General features: G+C 43.9%; 16 protein-coding genes. 11 read left to right on the top strand and 5 right to left on the bottom strand.

Annotated features, from left to right (window positions below):
* The first annotated feature begins 46 nt into the window (after nt 1-46).
* The 5 genes from LHL20_RS17450 (at nt 47) to fldA (ending at nt 3995) form a co-directional block, all read left to right on the top strand.
* The gene (locus LHL20_RS17450; protein ID WP_226434218.1) at nt 47-1696 is read left to right on the top strand and encodes an electron transfer flavoprotein-ubiquinone oxidoreductase; all 1650 of its coding nucleotides are present in this window, start codon (nt 47-49) and stop codon (nt 1694-1696) included.
* A gap of 117 nt (nt 1697-1813) precedes the next feature.
* Nucleotides 1814-2212, top strand: coding sequence for an H-NS histone family protein (locus LHL20_RS17455; RefSeq protein WP_202265431.1), 399 nt, complete (start codon nt 1814-1816; stop codon nt 2210-2212).
* Between the two features lie 85 nt (nt 2213-2297).
* Complete coding sequence (locus LHL20_RS17460) at nt 2298-3071, top strand: alpha/beta fold hydrolase (protein ID WP_226434219.1); 774 nt, start codon at nt 2298-2300, stop codon at nt 3069-3071.
* A 154-nt stretch (nt 3072-3225) separates the two neighbouring features.
* Nucleotides 3226-3444, top strand: a complete 219-nt coding sequence (locus LHL20_RS17465) for a DUF2788 domain-containing protein (RefSeq protein WP_159624996.1) — start codon at nt 3226-3228, stop codon at nt 3442-3444.
* Between the two features lie 26 nt (nt 3445-3470).
* Complete coding sequence (gene fldA / locus LHL20_RS17470) at nt 3471-3995, top strand: flavodoxin FldA (protein WP_202265427.1); 525 nt, start codon at nt 3471-3473, stop codon at nt 3993-3995.
* 83 nt (nt 3996-4078) lie between these two features.
* Here fldA and LHL20_RS17475 read toward each other — a convergent pair whose 3' ends face one another.
* A complete protein-coding gene (locus LHL20_RS17475) occupies nt 4079-6085 on the bottom strand; it encodes a methyl-accepting chemotaxis protein (protein ID WP_226434220.1) in 2007 nt (668 codons plus the stop codon).
* A gap of 313 nt (nt 6086-6398) precedes the next feature.
* Here LHL20_RS17475 and fur point away from each other — a divergent pair, with 313 nt between their 5' ends.
* A complete protein-coding gene (gene fur, locus LHL20_RS17480; protein WP_159624877.1) occupies nt 6399-6827 on the top strand; it encodes a ferric iron uptake transcriptional regulator in 429 nt (142 codons plus the stop codon).
* A gap of 42 nt (nt 6828-6869) precedes the next feature.
* Here the strand turns inward: fur and LHL20_RS17485 are convergent, their stop codons facing one another.
* Genes LHL20_RS17485 through LHL20_RS17500 form a run of 4 tightly spaced genes read right to left on the bottom strand, consistent with a single transcriptional unit; the run spans nt 6870 to nt 10201 of the window.
* Nucleotides 6870-7736: a D-amino acid aminotransferase gene (locus LHL20_RS17485; RefSeq protein ID WP_226434221.1), complete on the bottom strand. Its 867-nt coding sequence runs from the start codon at nt 7734-7736 to the stop codon at nt 6870-6872.
* Nucleotides 7733-8683: a biotin-dependent carboxyltransferase family protein gene (locus LHL20_RS17490; protein ID WP_226434222.1), complete on the bottom strand. Its 951-nt coding sequence runs from the start codon at nt 8681-8683 to the stop codon at nt 7733-7735. The genes LHL20_RS17485 and LHL20_RS17490 overlap by 4 nt, the downstream gene beginning before the upstream one ends.
* Nucleotides 8673-9416 (bottom strand): 5-oxoprolinase subunit B family protein, encoded by a 744-nt coding sequence (locus LHL20_RS17495; RefSeq protein ID WP_226434223.1) that lies wholly within the window; start codon nt 9414-9416, stop codon nt 8673-8675. The genes LHL20_RS17490 and LHL20_RS17495 overlap by 11 nt, the downstream gene beginning before the upstream one ends.
* Nucleotides 9417-9475: 59 nt before the next feature.
* The gene (locus tag LHL20_RS17500) at nt 9476-10201 is read right to left on the bottom strand and encodes a 5-oxoprolinase subunit PxpA (protein WP_226434224.1); all 726 of its coding nucleotides are present in this window, start codon (nt 10199-10201) and stop codon (nt 9476-9478) included.
* A gap of 65 nt (nt 10202-10266) precedes the next feature.
* Between LHL20_RS17500 and LHL20_RS17505 the strand changes: the two genes are divergently transcribed.
* The 5 genes from LHL20_RS17505 to LHL20_RS17525 all read left to right on the top strand — a co-directional run bounded on the left by LHL20_RS17505 (nt 10267) and on the right by LHL20_RS17525 (nt 18065).
* The gene (locus LHL20_RS17505) at nt 10267-11157 is read left to right on the top strand and encodes a CvfB family protein (RefSeq protein ID WP_226434225.1); all 891 of its coding nucleotides are present in this window, start codon (nt 10267-10269) and stop codon (nt 11155-11157) included.
* A gap of 8 nt (nt 11158-11165) precedes the next feature.
* Nucleotides 11166-11558 (top strand): OsmC family protein, encoded by a 393-nt coding sequence (locus LHL20_RS17510; protein WP_159624888.1) that lies wholly within the window; start codon nt 11166-11168, stop codon nt 11556-11558.
* 198 nt (nt 11559-11756) lie between these two features.
* The gene (locus LHL20_RS17515) at nt 11757-12866 is read left to right on the top strand and encodes an efflux RND transporter periplasmic adaptor subunit (protein ID WP_226434226.1); all 1110 of its coding nucleotides are present in this window, start codon (nt 11757-11759) and stop codon (nt 12864-12866) included.
* A 25-nt stretch (nt 12867-12891) separates the two neighbouring features.
* Nucleotides 12892-16236, top strand: a complete 3345-nt coding sequence (locus LHL20_RS17520; RefSeq protein WP_226434227.1) for an efflux RND transporter permease subunit — start codon at nt 12892-12894, stop codon at nt 16234-16236.
* On the top strand, nt 16233-18065 hold the full coding sequence (locus tag LHL20_RS17525; protein ID WP_413228905.1) for an efflux RND transporter permease subunit: 1833 nt from the start codon (nt 16233-16235) through the stop codon (nt 18063-18065). The genes LHL20_RS17520 and LHL20_RS17525 overlap by 4 nt, the downstream gene beginning before the upstream one ends.
* Nucleotides 18066-18159: the final 94 nt, after the last annotated feature.

Raw genomic sequence — 18159 nt, forward strand, 5'->3', positions numbered from 1 at the left:
TTTCATCAATAGTGCACTATAAAAATACGAACATAAGGAGCCTCCCGTGGAACGAGAATCGATGGAGTTTGACGTAGTCATCGTCGGTGCCGGCCCAGCTGGATTATCAACTGCTTGCAAACTTATGCAGCTTGCCAATGAAAAAGACCAAGAACTCATGGTTTGTGTGGTCGAAAAAGGCTCCGAAGTAGGTGCACATATTCTATCAGGTGCTGTATTTGAGCCCCGTGCGCTTAACGAACTGTTTCCTGATTGGAAAGAGAAAGGCGCGCCTCTTAATACCCCTGTTACTGAAGACCACATCTATTTACTTAAAAATGAAACCAGTGCGAAAAAGCTACCAAACGGTATCACCCCAAAAACCATGCACAACGACGGCAACTATATTGTGTCTATGGGTAATGTTACGCGCTGGTTAGCTGAACAAGCAGAGCAACTTGGCGTAGAAGTATTTCCGGGCTTTGCCGCCTCTGAAGTTATCTACAACGACGATGGTAGCGTTGGTGGCGTGATTACTGGCGACATGGGCGTAGGTGAAAATGGCGAGCCTAAAGACGGGTACATGCCGGGAATGGAGCTTCGCGCGAAATACACCGTTTTTGCAGAAGGTTGTCGAGGACACCTTGGTAAAGAGCTGATTTCACACTTCGAGCTTGATAAAGAAAGCTCACCTCAGCATTATGCTATTGGTTTTAAAGAGATTTGGGATATCGACCCAGCTAAACATCAACCAGGACTCGTTGTTCACAGTGCAGGCTGGCCGCTTGATGATGCAACGGGTGGTAGCTACTTATATCACGCAGAAGACAACCAAGTATTTGTTGGCTTAATTGTCGATTTGAATTATGACAATCCTTATTTGAGCCCATTTGACGAATTCCAACGCCTTAAACATCACCCTGTATTTAAGCAATATCTAGAGGGCGGAAAGCGCGTCTCTTATGGTGCTAGAGCTATCGCAAAAGGCGGGTTTAACTCGTTGCCTAAAATGACATTTCCAGGCGGATTACTTGTCGGTTGCGACGCGGGCACACTAAATTTTGCCAAAATTAAAGGCAATCACACTGCCATGAAATCGGGTATGTTGGCAGCAGAAAGTATTTTTGAAGCAATTAGCGAAAATGCAGAGGCGCCAGTTAAAGAATTAACCAGCTTTACAGAGAAATATAAATCGTCTTGGTTATACGATGAATTATTCCGTTCACGTAATTTTGGTCCTGCCATTCACAAATTAGGTAATTTCTGGGGTGGCGCCTTTAATACACTTGAGCAAAACTTCTTTAACGGTAATTTGTTTTTCACCATGAAAGATGAGCACAAGGATTACGCGCAACTCAAAGAAGCTAAAGATGCCAAAGAGATAGCGTATCCTAAGCCCGACGGTGTGCTAAGTTTTGACAAGCTATCTTCTGTATTTCTGTCGAATACTAACCACGAAGAAGACCAGCCGTGTCACCTTCAACTAAAAGATCCAAGCATTCCACTTCAAGTGAACTTGCCCAAATATGCTGAGCCTGCGCAGCGCTACTGCCCTGCCGGCGTGTATGAAGTCATCGAAGAAGAAGGCGAAAAGCGTTTCCAAATTAACGCCCAGAACTGTGTTCACTGCAAAACCTGCGATATTAAAGATCCAAGTCAAAATATTCGCTGGGTTGTTCCAGAGGGCGCCGGCGGTCCAAATTACCCAAATATGTAATTCGAAAGCCACTAGAGCGTGTTATTTTTAAAAGCGAGCATTGCTCGCTTTTTTTTTGTGCTAAATTTATTTACTATCCAACATAATTAATAAGTTAAACGTAATTAAGGTTAATTAATGAGCGAGTTTCTAGATATTTTAACCCATGGAAGACGTTTGCAAGGTGCTGTTAAGGAATTAAGCATTAATGAACTTGAAGCAATTCAAGAAAAACTTGGCAGCATAATTGAGAAGCGCAAAGAAAAAGCGCAGGCTTTAGAAAAAGCCGAACAAGAAAAAAGAGAAAAACTCGCTGCTATAAAAAAACAAATGGAAGAAGCAGGTTTAAATGTTGAAGATTTAAAAGCGCTTTCGTTACAACCGAATAAGAAAACCGGCAAAAAGCGCCCTGTTAAATATAAATTGGTCGATGAACAAGGCAATGAGCATCTATGGACAGGAATAGGGCGCATGCCGCGTGTTTACAAAGATGCATTGGATAGTGGTAAGTCACTAGACACATTTTCTGTAAACTAACATCCTTGTATTTAAGTATTAAAAAAATAAGGTCTGTTTTTACAGGCCTTATTTTATTTTTAGTTAGCTAAGTAACAGGTCTATTGTGAATTTAAACTATAAGCTTTCAAAAAATGACGACACTTCACCCTGGCTAGTGTTAATTCATGGCTTGTTTGGTAATGCCGATAATTTAGCAGGTATTAAGCGCCATTTTGAATCACATTTTAATGTAATAAGTGTGGATTTACCTGATCATGGTGAGTCACCATGGGCTGCGGGATTTGATATTTCAGACGCTGCAAAGAGCATTTACGAAATACTCCAATCTCTGTCTATCACCACCACTGCTGTTTTAGGGCATTCTTTAGGTGGAAAAGTAGCGATGCGACTTGCCCTTGACCACCCAGACAGTGTTTCGCACCTTATAGTAGCGGATATAGCCCCAGTGTCTTATCAACATAGTCACCAAGCGGTTTTCGACGGTCTGAACGCTGTTCCGCTTGAGACCATCACTAGCCGAAAAGATGCTGAAAGTGCCATGGCACACCATGTTAAAGAACCTGGTGTCCGTCAGTTTTTACTTAAGAGTTTGTACCAAAAAGAAAATGGCGACTGGGCATGGCGATTCAATGTAAAAGGCCTTTATAACAGTTATCAACACATTATTGATTGGGAACAAACCAATCAGCAATACAATGGGGTAACCTTGTTTATCAAAGGCGCGGAGTCAGACTATATCACCGCTGCTCATCGCGATGCGATTGCGCGTTATTTTCCCAACGCGAAAGCGCACATTATTGAAGGCACTGGCCACTGGCTGCATGCTGAGAAGCCTGCGGCTTTCAATACGGTAGTAGAGCGCACGCTATCGAAATAATAGAGGGCGAGTATAATAGTTGTCTAAGTCGTATGAACCGGCTGCCTTTCTTTAGATGAGAACGACAACTATTACATAATTTTGAACGTTTTGTTCTCTGACACACGTTCAAGGTGTGATATAGTTGCGCCAGATTTTTTTTAGTATCAAAACTATGCTTGCAGAAAACTACGAACTCATTGAGTCCATCATGTTGTACGGCGGGTTATTCATCTTATTTTTATTGATGGGTTTCGCAGTTCACGATGTATTACGTAAGAACGACGTGCCACTTATTGGACGAGTGGTAACCTACGGTGTACTAGGTTTAGGTGCACTAGGCTTTCTTGCGAAAGGTATCATTGAATGGTTCTGGCTTAGCTCAGGCGTTTAATTTGTAACGGTTAATAGAGGTTATATATGGCAAGTGTTGGCCTATTTTTCGGAAGTGACACGGGTAATACCGAACATGTTGCGAAAATGATCCAAAAGGAATTGGGTAAACAGCTAATTGATGTTAAAGACATTGCCAAGAGCAGTAAAGAAGACATCGCTGAATTTGATTTACTCATTTTCGGTATCCCAACATGGTATTACGGTGAAGCGCAATGTGACTGGGACGATTTCTTCCCTGAGCTTGAGCAAATTGACTTCACAGATAAGTTAGTGGCCATCTTTGGCTGCGGTGACCAAGAAGATTACGCAGAGTACTTCCTTGATGCAATGGGAATGGTGCGCGATATCGTTGAAGCGAAAGGTGCTATCCTCGTTGGTCAGTGGTCAACTGAAGGTTACGATTTTGAAGCGTCGAAAGGCATGGCAGATGACAACCATTTTGTTGGCTTAGGCATCGATGAAGACCGTCAGCCTGAATTAACTGACTCTCGTGTTAAAGCGTGGTGTAAGCAAATTCACGATGAATTGTGTCTTGCTGAATTAGCGTAAGTGCTACCGACTTTTATAAAAAAACCGCTCTTTTGAGCGGTTTTTTTATTGCTGGCCATCTCTTTGTAAGAGCTGGGCCATTGTTAGAGCTGGAAGCGCTCAACTGCTTTTCGCAAGCTTTCCGTCTGTGCATCAAGCATCATGGTAGACTCGTTTGACTGGCGCGTACTTTGTGCGCTTGCATCTGCAAGGGCAACAATTTTATTTAAGCTCTCTGCGACATCACCTAACAACACGTCTTGTTGCTGTGTATCGGATACAATATGCTCATTGATATTACTTAAACGCTTAATGATGGCGCGCACACTTTCAACTTGCTCTGATACTTGTTGGGTAATTTGAACCCCTTCTTGCGCTTGTTCACGCCCAGATTTAATCGCCTTAACAGCTTCGGCGGCATCTTTTTGTAAGTTGCCAATCATTTGCTCAATCTCTTCAGTAGAGTCGTGCGTTCGATTAGCCAGTGTTCTCACTTCATCGGCAACAACAGCAAATCCCCTTCCCTGCTCACCGGCACGAGCAGCCTCGATAGCCGCATTTAGCGCAAGCAAATTGGTTTGTTCCGCAATGGTTTTAATTACATCGAGAATACTACCAATGCTGCGGGAATTTTCGTCTAGACGACCGATTATCTTCGCTGAATTATCTGCCTGCTTAGCCTGACTTTCAACCTGCTGACGATTGCGTTCCACCAGATGGCCGATATCGGTACTTTGCTGTGTGATATCCTTCAATGCGTGCATGGCGTCGTTTATTTGCGCTAAATTGCTTCGACTCTTGTCTTGAACGTCTTTTGTATTAGCTGATGTAACGGTTACCTGCTCACGCTGTTTATCAACTTCAGCCAAGCTTTTATCGCCAAGCTCAACGCTTTCTTTTGTTATCTCAATCAAGCGTTTTTCTTGTGCCAAAATGTTGCCCACCAATTCTCGTAAGCTCTCAGTTAAGCTATTCACTTTCGCTGAAAGCGCAGAGAACTCATCGTTGCCTTCTTCAGGCAATTTGGTACTTAAGTTTCCTCGGCTTAGTTGAGAGAGTCCACGATTTATACGCCCTAGGGGTTTCGAAATACTGCGCGTTACGATCACAGCAAGACCAATCGCGGCAATCATGCCCACAATAGCGACAATAATATTACGGACTAAGTTGGCCTGAACCGACTCTAAAATTGCATTTTGCCCGTTGAGCGACTGTGTTTGCACTGATTCGAACAAGGCATTGATGTCAGCCAACGCGGTATTTAACGAGTCATTTGCACGCTTCTGCGCTTGCGCTGCATTTTCAATTTGAGCGAGCTTTTCTTGCTGAAGGGCAATCAAACCATCGCTTCCATTTACCGCGTTAAGCAACAGCTCATATTGCTCATTAAATGCTGCCACTGTGCCACCGTCATCAACGGTTGCGGCTAATCTATTCACATAATCTTTATCGACTTGTAAGTTGCTTAGCTGATATTTCAAATCTTCAATAATATTTGCACTTTGTTCAGCACTACCTGACTCAGCCAGTTCAACAAATGAGTCGTTCATCGTGAGTAGTTTGTTATCAATAGCAGTACCAGCACCAATAAGGGTTTCTATGCTGGGGTCATTGCTCTCTAAATAGGATAAGTCGAGCATAAGCGCACTGGCTTCATCGGCCACCATCAACACTCTCTCTAACTGGCTTTTCAGCGCAGTTTCAATTTGCATCCGCTTGGCAATTGCAGTGTACATTGCGTTGCTGTTACTCACATAATCAGCACTCACTTCTACTGCAATACTCGCCATCGAATTGCCCGGCATGAGTGCTTTCAAGGTTGATAAGTCTTGGGAGAATGCGTCTGATAATTCGTCGAAGGTTGCTTTATTTTTGCGTAATTCAGCGTCTGTCTCTACATGGTAGCCGTTTGCTGTAATGACCGATAAAGACAGTATTTCTGTCTTTACTTTTACCATGCTAGTTTGCACCGGCATTTTTTGCTCAACAACATCTAACGCAGAGTCTTTAATACTGCTAAGGCCAAAATAAGAAAGAATACTAGTAAGTAATAAAAGACAGCCAAATAGGCCAAAGCCGAGTGTAATTTTATTTATTATTGTTAACTGCATGGGTACTTCCAACGAAAAAACATGCTAAATATCCAAGGCAAAATCCCCTGATTTAAGTTTAGTTTAACAGGATGTTAATTCAATTCATCAAAAGTTTAATTTATTTTGCATATTTGTTAGGGTTATCTTGCACTTACTGGCTGGTCAGGCTAGAAGTTACGCGGTCTGTAGCGAATTAATTTTTTTCACATCTTTTAAGCTGCGGACGAAAATTATTCACCCATTGAAACTTTCCACGGTTTTTCTTTTAAAATGCTTCAAGTTACCTATAATAACCCCAAAATAGATATTCACTCGTTCTTAGTAGGTTGTAATGGATCAAAATAAAGAATTGAAAAAAGCAGGGCTTAAAGTCACTCTGCCTCGCCTTAAAATTTTACAAATTCTGCAAGAGCCAGAAAACCAGCATATCAGTGCTGAAGACGTCTATAAGATCCTCATTGAACAGGGTGAAGAAATTGGCTTGGCAACGGTATATCGCGTGCTCAACCAATTCGACGATGCTGGTATCTTAAATCGCCATCACTTTGAAGGCGGTAAGTCAGTGTTCGAAATAAGCCATAAAGATCATCACGACCATCTTGTGTGCTTAAAGTGTGGCAAGGTCATCGAGTTTGAAGACGACATCATTGAAGAGCGTCAAGAAATGATAGCTAAGCAACACAATATGAAGCTTACTCACCACAGCCTTTACCTTTACGGTGAATGCACTGATGGCAATTGCGATAACGCGCCTGATTAAGCCCACTTAATCAACAAAAAAGCCCGCTTGCGCAGGCTTTTTTTATGCATCGAATTTATAGGCGTGGTAAGCGTTAATAGCCCGTTCCCAAATATCACCTACCTGTCCATTACCAATGGGCTTGCCATCAACTTCAGTCACTGGCGCAACCTCTTTACTCGATGACGTTAACCATACTTCATCAGCGTTTAGTAATTCCTCTTTGCTGAACCATGCTTCAGCTACATTTAGACCTGCTCGATTGAACGCTTCTATTGCAATAGCACGCGTTATACCGGGCAACAACTCATTATTTAGTGGCGGTGTAGTAATTACGCCATCTTTTACGATAAATACATTACAAGAGCTTGCCTCTGTAACCATTTTGTCGCGGTTATACAAGATGGTTTCGTTGACGCCGGCCTCAACACCTGATTGAAAGTGCATAACGTTTCCTAACAGCGACGTAGATTTTATGTGACATCGTTGCCAGCGTTTATCTTGCTCTAGCGCCACCTTAAACGGCTTTGCTAGCGCTTTATCGGTTGGTTGGGGCGGGGCTATCTCAAACGCAAAACCAAATACTGTAGGTGCAATATCTTCGGGGTATGCATGAAAACGCTTTACATCAGCTCCCCTACTAATATGAAAATACACCCCAATATTGCCGCTTGTGAAAATGTGTTGGTTTTCATCAACCAATTGCGAAAGAATGTCGCCCCATTTGCCAGTTGAATAGGGATTAGCAATGTCTATAGCACTCAACCCGTTTGCCATACGTGCCATATGACCGTTGAACCCCACCGCTTTACCCGCATAGGTAGGTATGACTTCATAAATCCCATCACCGAATAAAAACCCTCTATCCATAGGAGATATCTTAGCTTCAGAAAGCGGTAAAAACTCGCCATTTAAAAATGCAATAGTCACAGTAATTCTCCTTGTAATTGGCGTCGACGACACAGTGACAATAAGTTGTCTGCCCTCGCCGCCTCATGATTCTGATAGGTAAAACTAACCTTCTCTCCCGGCACGGCCTGGGCTAATCTGTTTATATCTAATGGATTCACACACCCCAACTTGGGGTAGCCCCCCAAGGTTTGTCTATCTCTCATCATAACGATGGGTTGCCCGTCAGGAGGTACCTGTACAGCGCCAATGTGGACTGCCTCAGAGCGAAGTTTATTATGGCTACAGGCTACGTCAGGGCCTTGCAGTCGGTAGCCCATGCGATCAATAGACGACGTAACCGTATAGTCACTCGTTACAAAGATACGCTGTGCGACACCACTAAACTGTTCAAACTGATATCCTGGTATCAGTCTAATTGGCGCATCTAAGCTATAATTAACACGTTTTTCAAATGCCAAAGTACGTACTGTTGCACTCTTAACTTTTGAAAGCGTATTTTCATTCACATTAAAGCTATCGCCATTGGCGAGCGCACTGCCGTTACCGTGCAGTCCCCCCAATAATTCTCGTGATACCGTACATGCACTATTGGCAAAGAGTGGCGTGTCCCAACTACCACAAATTGCTAAATATGCTTTACTTCCCATATATTCACTGCCAAAGGTAACTTCATCGCCAGCAGTAACATATAAACTCTCATAACTTGGCTGTTCGTGACCGTTTATTGTCACCTTAACTGCCCTTCCTGTTACGGCAATTATGCAATGACTACTAAAGCGCGCGGTTAATGTACCCATGGCCTCAATACAAGGTGTGTTGTCTAAATTAAACGCAAGAAAATTGGCCCATAAAAATGCGTCTTCATCCATTGGACCAGATTGACTAAATCCATCCCTTTGTCGCCCTACGCGACCGTTATCAACAATGAGGCTAAATAACCCTTTATCGACAATTTCAACCTTCATGATATGCGTAAAACTCTTCTTCTGATATGGCAGTAAATTTCACTGTATCGCCAGCTTTAAGCAACGCCGTACTTTCATTTTCGCTATGGTTCACCATACTTAGTGGCGTCAGTCCCAATAGGTTCCAACCACCTGGTGAGTCACTGGGATACACCGCTGTTTGTCTATCTGCGATTGCAACTGCACCTTTTGGCACGCGTTTTCTTGGCGTACTTAAACGCGAACATGCCATAACCTCGGGCAATTCTCCCATGTAGGCGAAACCTGGTGCAAAACCAACGGCGTAAACAGTAAATGTGCAGCCTGTGTGCAGCGCGATAATCTCATCAATACTTAATGACGTTTTCTTACTCACCACACTTAAATCACTAGCACTCGGAGCGCCATACCACACAGGTATGGTTTTAGTGGCACTGTGTGGTAACGCTGAAACATGTTGATTTTCCACGCCTTCATTTGCTGCCTGACGAGTTGAAAGCGCCCTCAACCATGCATAAACACCATGGGTGTCGATGTCTTCAATATTAAAAACAAGCAACAGGCTGTCGTAAGATGGCACACATTCTTTTAACCAAAGTGGTGAGTTGATTGAGCTTTGAACAGCGCTATCAATCATTGCCAGCCACCTTTGACATGCGGCATTCGCTTTATCTAATGTATCGTCTTTAAAGTAGAGTATGACAGCGTCAACACCCACCGGCGTTAGCCGCTTTATGTCGCCAAACAATTGCATGTACTTTCCTTGATAAATGTGTTCTTAATGAGGCAATGATATTGAATTGTAGAGTTATTTTAGCCAATTGCTTTAATTTGGCGCGCTATTTCTACCGCCCCGGCGGTATCACCGTGCACACAAAGGCTATCGGCTTCAATGTCCAAGGTTTTTCCTGATACGGTAGTCACGGTATTATGTTTTATCATTTGCTCTGCCTGGGCCAGTGCGTCTTGCTCTTTTAACACCGCCCCGTCCATAGTCCGCGGTGTCAGTAGCCCCTCATCGGTATATCTTCTATCCGAAAAGGCCTCGAACAATAACGGTAAATCAAAAGCACTGGCTTCATGACGAAGCACATCATTGTGACGAGTAGCTTGAACCATTAGCGCTAATTCGCCTTTACCCATTTCAGCCACGCTCTTCATTACTGCGTGGCGAATAGCGCTATCTTTCATCATATCGTTGTAAAGCGCACCATGGGGTTTGACGTAAGCCACACTGGTGCCGCAAAGTGCAGCCATGCCGCTTAGCGCGCTTACTTGGTATTGAATCATGGCAATTAATTCGTCGCTTGGAATTATCATGCTCCGTCGACCAAAGCCTTGCAAATCCGGGTATGATGGATGTGCACCAACAGCTACATTATGTGATGCAGCCAAGCTTAACGATGATTTCATCACTTGTGGGTCGCCTGCATGAAAGCCACACGCAATGTTTGCTTGGTCGATAAGCGCCATAATATCGCTTTCAACAGGCATTGACCATGCACCGAAACTTTCACCTAAATCGCAATTTAACTTCATAATGGTTTAGCTCTTACCCTCAATCCAGTATCATGTTACCTGTTCTTTTTAAAAAGTCAGTTCTAATGATAAATATTGGAAAAATTAATACATTGCAGGTCATGGGCCAATACCCTTTTGGCTACGCTTTAGCACCTATTGTCACCAACGTTGGTGCACAAGACAACGTTTACAATGCTGAGCAAGACGAGCAGCAAACGGTGACGCTTAGTCTTGATGAAGTTGAAGGGGAACTAGCAGAGGGTCATGAATTATCGGTGTTCGTGGCTACCGATCAACGTGGCGAACTGTATGCAACGCTTAAAACACCTAAAATTCAGGTAGACGAAACAAAAATATTAAAAGCGGTTTCTGCCACCAACTTCGGTGCGTTTTTCGACTGGGGGCTTGATAACGACCTTCTTGTGCCCAACGATTATCAAGCGCAGCCAATAAGTGCTGGCATGTATTACGTCGTGCACACCTTTTTTGATGATAAAACCAAACGTATTTTGGGTGCAACTAAGCTGCACTACTTCTTAAAAGAAAACAGTGCGTACCTCAATGAGGGCGACGTCGTATCTTGCTTGGTCTACGCCAAAACGGAATTAGGCTTTAAAGTTGTTATTAACGAACAAAGCCTTGGACTAATTTTCCATAGCGATGCATTTAAACCACTAAAGGTTGGACAAGCAACCGAGGGGGTTATTAAGACTATTCGTGAAGATGGAAAAGTGGACGTTGCCTTACAGCGCGTAGACAAAAGTGGCCGTGACGCACTTCAGCAAGCGATTCTAGAGGACTTAGAGGCTCATGGTGGTATTTCAACCCTAACGGATAAAAGTGCCCCTGAAGCTATTTACTCTCATTTTAATGTAAGCAAAGCGGCCTATAAAAAAGCGCTTGGTGCGTTATATAAGCAGAAAAAAATTACTCTTAGCCCTGATGCTATTCGATTAAACAATACAAACGATTAGGACATACAATGAAAGCGCATGTTTCTTGGGATAAAGACCTTACTTTCACTGGCACCACTGACAGTGGTTATAAAACAGTTATGGATGGCAGCGGCAAGGCGATTTCCCCTATGGAGTCGGTATTGGTTGCTGTAGGTGCATGTTCAAGCGTTGACGTGGTAGATATAATCAAAAAAGGACGTTTTGATATTACCTCATGCGAGTGTGAATTAGAGGCTGTTCGCGCTGACGAGCCACCGCGTGTATTTACAAAAATTCATGCGCATTACACCGTTTCGGGTGAAGGCATAAGCGAAAAAGCCCTTGCACGCGCAGTGCAGCTTTCAGCGGAAAAATATTGTTCTGTAATGCTAATGCTAACCGGTAACGTGGATATAACCACCAGCTATACTTTAGTGTAATGAACTTAAACATAGTCAATCTCGCTATCGCTTAGTGAAAAAAGCCAACCTTTAGGGTTGGCTTTTTTATTAAAACCCTTTGTTACACATGTATCCTATTGATTATTAAGCCTTTTAACATTAGTTAACATCTTTGGCATGTTAGCTGCTGTAAACGGTCATTATTATATAACGACTACAACGTTAGGGCTTTTGACCATGGATACTATACAACGTACAACACCTGTTTTCGCTACTCACACTTTCCGCACTCTTGTTTTAGGCACAACTTTAGCTGCCCTGTCACTGTCGATGACAGCGTGTTCAGACGCTGATGCAGTAGACAGTAGCGCGACTCCTGAGGTGGTAGAAGAAACCGTTTTTGCTATTCCTGTTGAAACACAAAGCATTCGCACTGGCGATATTACGTCGACCTATGACACGACGGCGATTTTAGAAGCGCGTGAAGAAGCTTTTGTGGTTGCAAGAGCTTCTGGGATCATCGAAGACATTTTCGTGGAAGAAGGCGACTATGTAGAAAAAGGTCAAGTGTTAGCACAACTTGATAAACGTCGTTATGAGTTAAACTTGGCCAAAGCAAACGCTGACTTGACGGGCATTGAAAGCGAACTCGATAAAGTAAACAAAGTTTACTCTAAAAAGCTTATCAGTGACGATACTTACGACAAGCTTAAGGCTCAGTACGAATCAGCAAAAGCCTCTGTTCGCTTAGCAGAACTTGATTTAAAAGAAACGACGATAACCGCGCCTATCAGTGGTTATGTTGCTTCGCGCAATGCCAAAGTAGGCAACCTAACCGAATCGTTCCAACGTGAACGCATGTTTCATATCGTGCAACTGCGCAACTTACAAGGCGTGGTTTACCTACCTGAAAACGAACTACCCAATGTCACGGTAGGACAAGGTGCCACGCTTACTGTAGCGGCATTGGGTAATCACGCGATTCACGCAAACATTGAACGCATTAGCCCAGTTATCGACGCGGCAACTGGCACATTTAAGGTAACACTTAAAGTACCAAATGAAGACAATCGCTTAAAAGCAGGTATGTTTACTGACGTATCGCTTGAGTATGCAACACACGCAAATGCCACTTTGCTACCACGCCGAGCACTTGTCACTATAGATAACAGCCATAGTGTATTTGTTGTTGATAACGGCAAAGTAAAAAAAGTGAACGTTTCGACTGGTTTTGAAAATAACGAAGTGGTTGAAGTTATCAGTGGCCTAGAAGGCAACGAAGAAGTGGTAACAGCCGGACACCAGAACTTGAAAGACAGTGCTCCTGTTGAAGTAGTTAACAGCTAAACTGGCGAATCGAGGAGTTAATATCATGCGTATTGTTGATATCGCCGTAAAACGTCCCGTAGCAGTCAGTATGTTTACTTTTGCTGTACTGCTATTTGGAATGGTCTCGCTAGGCAGATTGTCAGTTAACTTACTTCCAGATTTGTCATACCCAACCCTTACTATTCGCACCGACTACGACGGTGCCGCACCAGGTGAAGTAGAACAACTAGTTTCAAAACCTATTGAAGAAGCAATCGGTGTGGTTAAAGGTGTAAGAAAAGTCACCTCTACCTCCCGCGCAGGACAATCTGATGTCGTACTTTCTTTTGCTTGGGGTACAGACATGGACTTTGCCAGCCTTGAAGTACGAGAGAAGCTTGATGTACTGCAGTTGCCTTTGGACATTGAAAAGCCTCGATTACTGCGTTTTAACCCCAGCCTTGACCCGGTTATTAAATTGGGGCTAACCGCTCAAACAGACAATGCCAATTTAACAGTTGAGCAAATGAAGCGGCTTCGCTTATACGCAGAGCAACAAGTAAAACGCTCGCTAGAATCAGTAGAAGGCGTTGCTGCCGTGCGTGTAGGTGGTGGCTTAGAGAATGAGATCCACATTCTTATCGATCAACAAAAAGCCAGTCAGCTTTCGATTCCTATCACGACTATTATTGACCGCGTAAGCACTGAAAACATTAATGCTGCGGGCGGTCGCATCGATAATGCAGCGCAGGCGTTCTTAGTGCGTACCCTCAATCAATTCGAAAACCTAGATGATATTAAGAATCTCTATATTGGCCGTTTTGAAGGCAAAAATATTCAGTTAAAAGATGTAGCTACTGTCGAAAGTGCCTACAAAGACCGCGACGTTGTTACGCGTTTTAACGGGAGCGAGGGTGTTGAGATTGCCATCTACAAAGAAGGTGATGCGAATGCAGTCAATGTGGCTCAAAAAGTAGCAAATCGTTTAAATGAGGTTAACCAAAACCTTCCCACAGACTATACATTGGCACAAATATACGACCAAAGTGTGTTTATCAAACAAGCGATAGACAACGTAAAGTCGGCAGCCATTATTGGTGGCGTGCTGGCTATGTTAGTCCTTTATCTGTTCCTTAAAGACTTTTGGGCTACAGTAATTATCTCTGTGTCTATTCCAGTATCCGTAATTGCCACATTTAACCTGATGTACGCCAACGACATAAGCTTAAATATGATGAGTCTTGGTGGTATCGCCTTAGCTGTTGGCCTACTTGTTGATAACAGTATCGTGGTACTTGAAAATATCGATCGTCACAAAAAGCACAAAAATGCGTTGGGCGAAAATAACGCTGAAGCGCTCGCCGCCAGTGAAGGTACAAAAGAAGTATCTGGCGCCATTGTGGCCTCAACGCTAACCACCATGGCTGTGTTTGTGCCACTCATTTTTGTTGAAGGTATTGCTGGTCAATTGTTTAGAGACCAAGCATTAACCGTATCGTTTGCACTTGCTGCTTCACTTGTCGTTGCCCTTACGCTTATTCCTGCAATGGCGCATAAGAAGAAAAAGCAACAGCTAGATCACGAAGACACCTTTACAAGTGCACCAGCCCCCTTCCCCACATCGCTACTTGGGAAAATAGGGTACTACATTACGCTTCCTGTGCGCTTAGTATTAAAGCTAGTTTCATTGCTGCTTGCGGCAATTGTCACAGTTGCGATAGGCACTTGGCAAATCATTAGCAAGCTGCTTGGTTTTGCGTTTACGCCGCTTATCTTTATTTTCAACAAAAGCTTCGATGTCCTTGCCTCTGGTTACGAAAAACTACTGAAGGTTAGTTTGCGTGCAAGAGTATTTGTCCTTTTCACTGCCTTCGCACTTGCTGCAGGCGCGGTTACCTTAGTGCCGAAACTAGGCATGGAGCTTATCCCTACGCTTTCTCAAGGTGAATTTTCGGTTGAAGTAACGCTACCCGCGGGTTCACCTCTTACTCGTACCGACGAAGTAATGAACGAGTTGGCTCAAGTGGCTGTTCAACCTGTTTCGGGTGCTTCTTCTGACCAGAGCATGGTGCTGCGCACTTATGCCATGTCAGGTACAGGTAGCTTGATAAGTGCGGCGCCAAACCAAGGCGGTGATCATTGGGGTCGTCTTAACATTGTGATGAAACCTAACGCGACAGAGCAAGACATGCTTGCTGTTAAACAACAACTTCGCGACCATCTTGGATTTATGCCTCAGGTCCAAGCCACGTTTTCTGAGCCTGAACTCTTTAGCTTTGCCTCGCCTATCCAAATTGAAGTTGCCGGTTATGATTTAAACCAACTTCAACAGTATGGCGATGCAATTGCGACAAAGTTAGCCAGCTATCCAAATTTTGCTGATGTAACCACCAGTATCCGCGATGGCAACCCTGAACTAAAAATTGCATTTCACCACGCTAAACTTGCACGTTTGGAACTTGATGCAGCAACCGTTTCTGAGCTAATTGCGGCGAAAGTGGGCGGTCGTGTTGCCACCCAATACAGTGTTGAAGACAGAAAAGTAGATGTGCTAGTACGTACGTTTGAAAACCAACGTAATGACATCGCTAGTGTGCGCGCTATTGTAGTAAATCCTGGCGCATCCCAGCCTATTCCACTCAGTGCCGTCGCTGACGTATTCATGAGTGTGGGACCCAGTGAAATCACTCGTGTAGGTCAACAACGTGTTGCGCTTGTGTCTGCGAACCTTGCGCAAGGTAAGTTAGATGAAGCGGTAGCAATTGCCAATAAGGTGTTAGATGAGACACAACTGCCTTTATCACTAAGTGCACAGGTTACGGGTCAAAGTGAAGATATGCAAAACAGCTTCCGTTCGCTGCAATTCGCGCTAGCGCTGGCAGTATTTATGGTATATCTGGTGATGGCATCACAGTTCGAGTCGCTATTACACCCTTTGCTGATATTGTTTGCTGTACCACTGGCGGGCGCCGGTTCAGTATATGGACTGTGGCTAACGGGTACGCCGCTAAACGTTGTTGTGTTTATAGGACTTATCATGTTGTGCGGTATTGTGGTGAATAACGCTATTGTTCTTGTCGATCGCATTAACCAACTACGCCGTCAGGGTATGGAAAAACAATCGGCTATTATCGATGCTGCTAAAACACGTTTGCGCCCTATCGTAATGACCACGCTGACCACCATTTTAGGTTTACTGCCCATGGCCTTTGGATTGGGCGAAGGCGCTGAAATTCGCACGCCAATGGCCATCACCGTCATTTACGGCCTGTTGTTTGCCAGTTTGCTAACCTTAATCCTTCTACCGGTGCTATACAGCTTGTTCGATACCAAAAAGGTGCTGGCTCCGGTGAGCAGCGACGAACCTAGCGCACAACACGATGCTGTACAAAAAGGAGGTGTGTTATGAGCACACCATCTCAAAACCAGCGTGACGCCAACACGCCACAGCTAGGCAAAATAGCGGGAATTGGTGCAGCATTAGCACGATTTGCACTGAATAAGCCCGTTACTATTGGCATGTTGTTCTTGTCGATGTTGTTGTTTGGTTTGGTATCGGGTCGACTGTTGCCGTTAGAGAAGTTTCCCGGTATCGATATTCCAGAAATGGTAGTTCAAATTCCCTACCCTGATGCAACACCGGTAGAAATTGAAACTATGATCACACGCCCCGTCGAGGAAGCAATAGCCACAATGTCAGGGATAAAGCGGCTTCGAGCGCGCTCATATGACAATATGGCCGAAGTTATTGTTGAATTTGATTGGGATGAAAACTTAAAAGCAAAAAGTATTGAAGCGCGAGAGAAGGTCGACGCTATTCGCCATGAGTTGCCCGACGATATTGAGCGCATTATGGTGTACAAGTTCAACACTAATGATATGCCCATCTTCCAGTTGCGCGTATCAAGTGACAGAGACCTATCAAACGCGTACGACTTGCTCGATCGCAACTTAAAGCGCCCATTAGAACGTGTTCCTGGCGTGTCGAAAGTAGAATTATACGGCACTATGAAGCGACAAATTACTATTCGCCTCGATCCAAAGAAAATGACGACCTATCAAATTGATAGTGAGCGTTTGCAGCAACTTTTACAGGGCGCAAACTTCTCATTAACTGCAGGCTACATGTATAACAACGGTGAAAAAATTCTGGTTAACCCAACCGGAGAATTTACCGACGTGAACGATTTTAAAAACATGTGGGTTACACGCAATGTGCGCTTATCGGATATAGCAACTGTGACTTACGAGTTACCAGAACGCAACGAAGGCCGACACCTTGATCGTACTTTTGCTGTAGGCTTTAACGTATTCCGTGAGTCGGGCAGCAATTTAGTTGAGGTCTCTGACGCGGTGATGAAAGTTATCGAAGCGGCTAAAGAAGATCCTGAATTCAACGGTATTAGCTTGTTTGTAATGGATGACACTGCCAAAAGTGTTACGTCTTCACTTAGCGACTTGCTTAACGCGGGACTACTTGGCGCTTTGCTTTCAGTGATTGTGCTTTACTTATTCTTGCGACAGCTTACCACCACGCTAATTGTTGTGCTTTCGGTACCTTTCTCTATCTGCATCACGTTAGGTGTAATGTATTTGTTAGGTTATACCCTAAACATATTGTCGTTAATGGGACTCATGCTGGCCGTAGGGATGCTGGTCGATAACGCAGTGGTAATTACCGAAAGCGTATTTCAAGAGCGTCAACAAGATAACAATATTGCCCGTGCCACGCAGATTGGCGTGAATAAAGTCAGCCTTGCGGTTATTGCAGGCACCGCCACCACTGCTATTGTGTTTTTGCCCAACATTATTGGTGTCAAAATTGATGTCACCATATTTCTTGAGCACGTTGCCGTTGCTATTTGCCTTTCACTTTTTGCATCGCTATTTATTGCTAAAACGCTAATACCACTACTCACCACTAAAGTTGCTATTCCTGTGGTGAAAACACCTACAACGCCCAAATACATCAGTGGTTATGGTAAAGCGTTAGGCTGGATGTTAAAAAATCAGGGTAAAACCTGCCTTATCGCCTTACTTATTCTGGGTTCTACGGTAATTCCTATGGGTGCAGTAACAGGTGACGATGAAGGTAATAATAACCAAGAGCGTGTTTGGCTTAACTACCATATAACGCAGAATTTCACCTTGGATGAAGTGGAAAAAACCGTTGATAAAATGGAAGCCTATTTATATGAAAACCAAGAGCGCTTTCACATCAAACAGGTCTACACCTGAGGGATCCCCACGAATTTAATTCCATGTGCTTCCGGCCCATGCACTGTCTACTATGGAGCTGTACCATTTGAGTGCAGCTTTCCACTGTCGCATG

Origin of the sequence: Alteromonas sp. McT4-15 (genome assembly GCF_020515205.1) — a bacterium.
Lineage (GTDB): Bacteria > Pseudomonadota > Gammaproteobacteria > Enterobacterales > Alteromonadaceae > Alteromonas.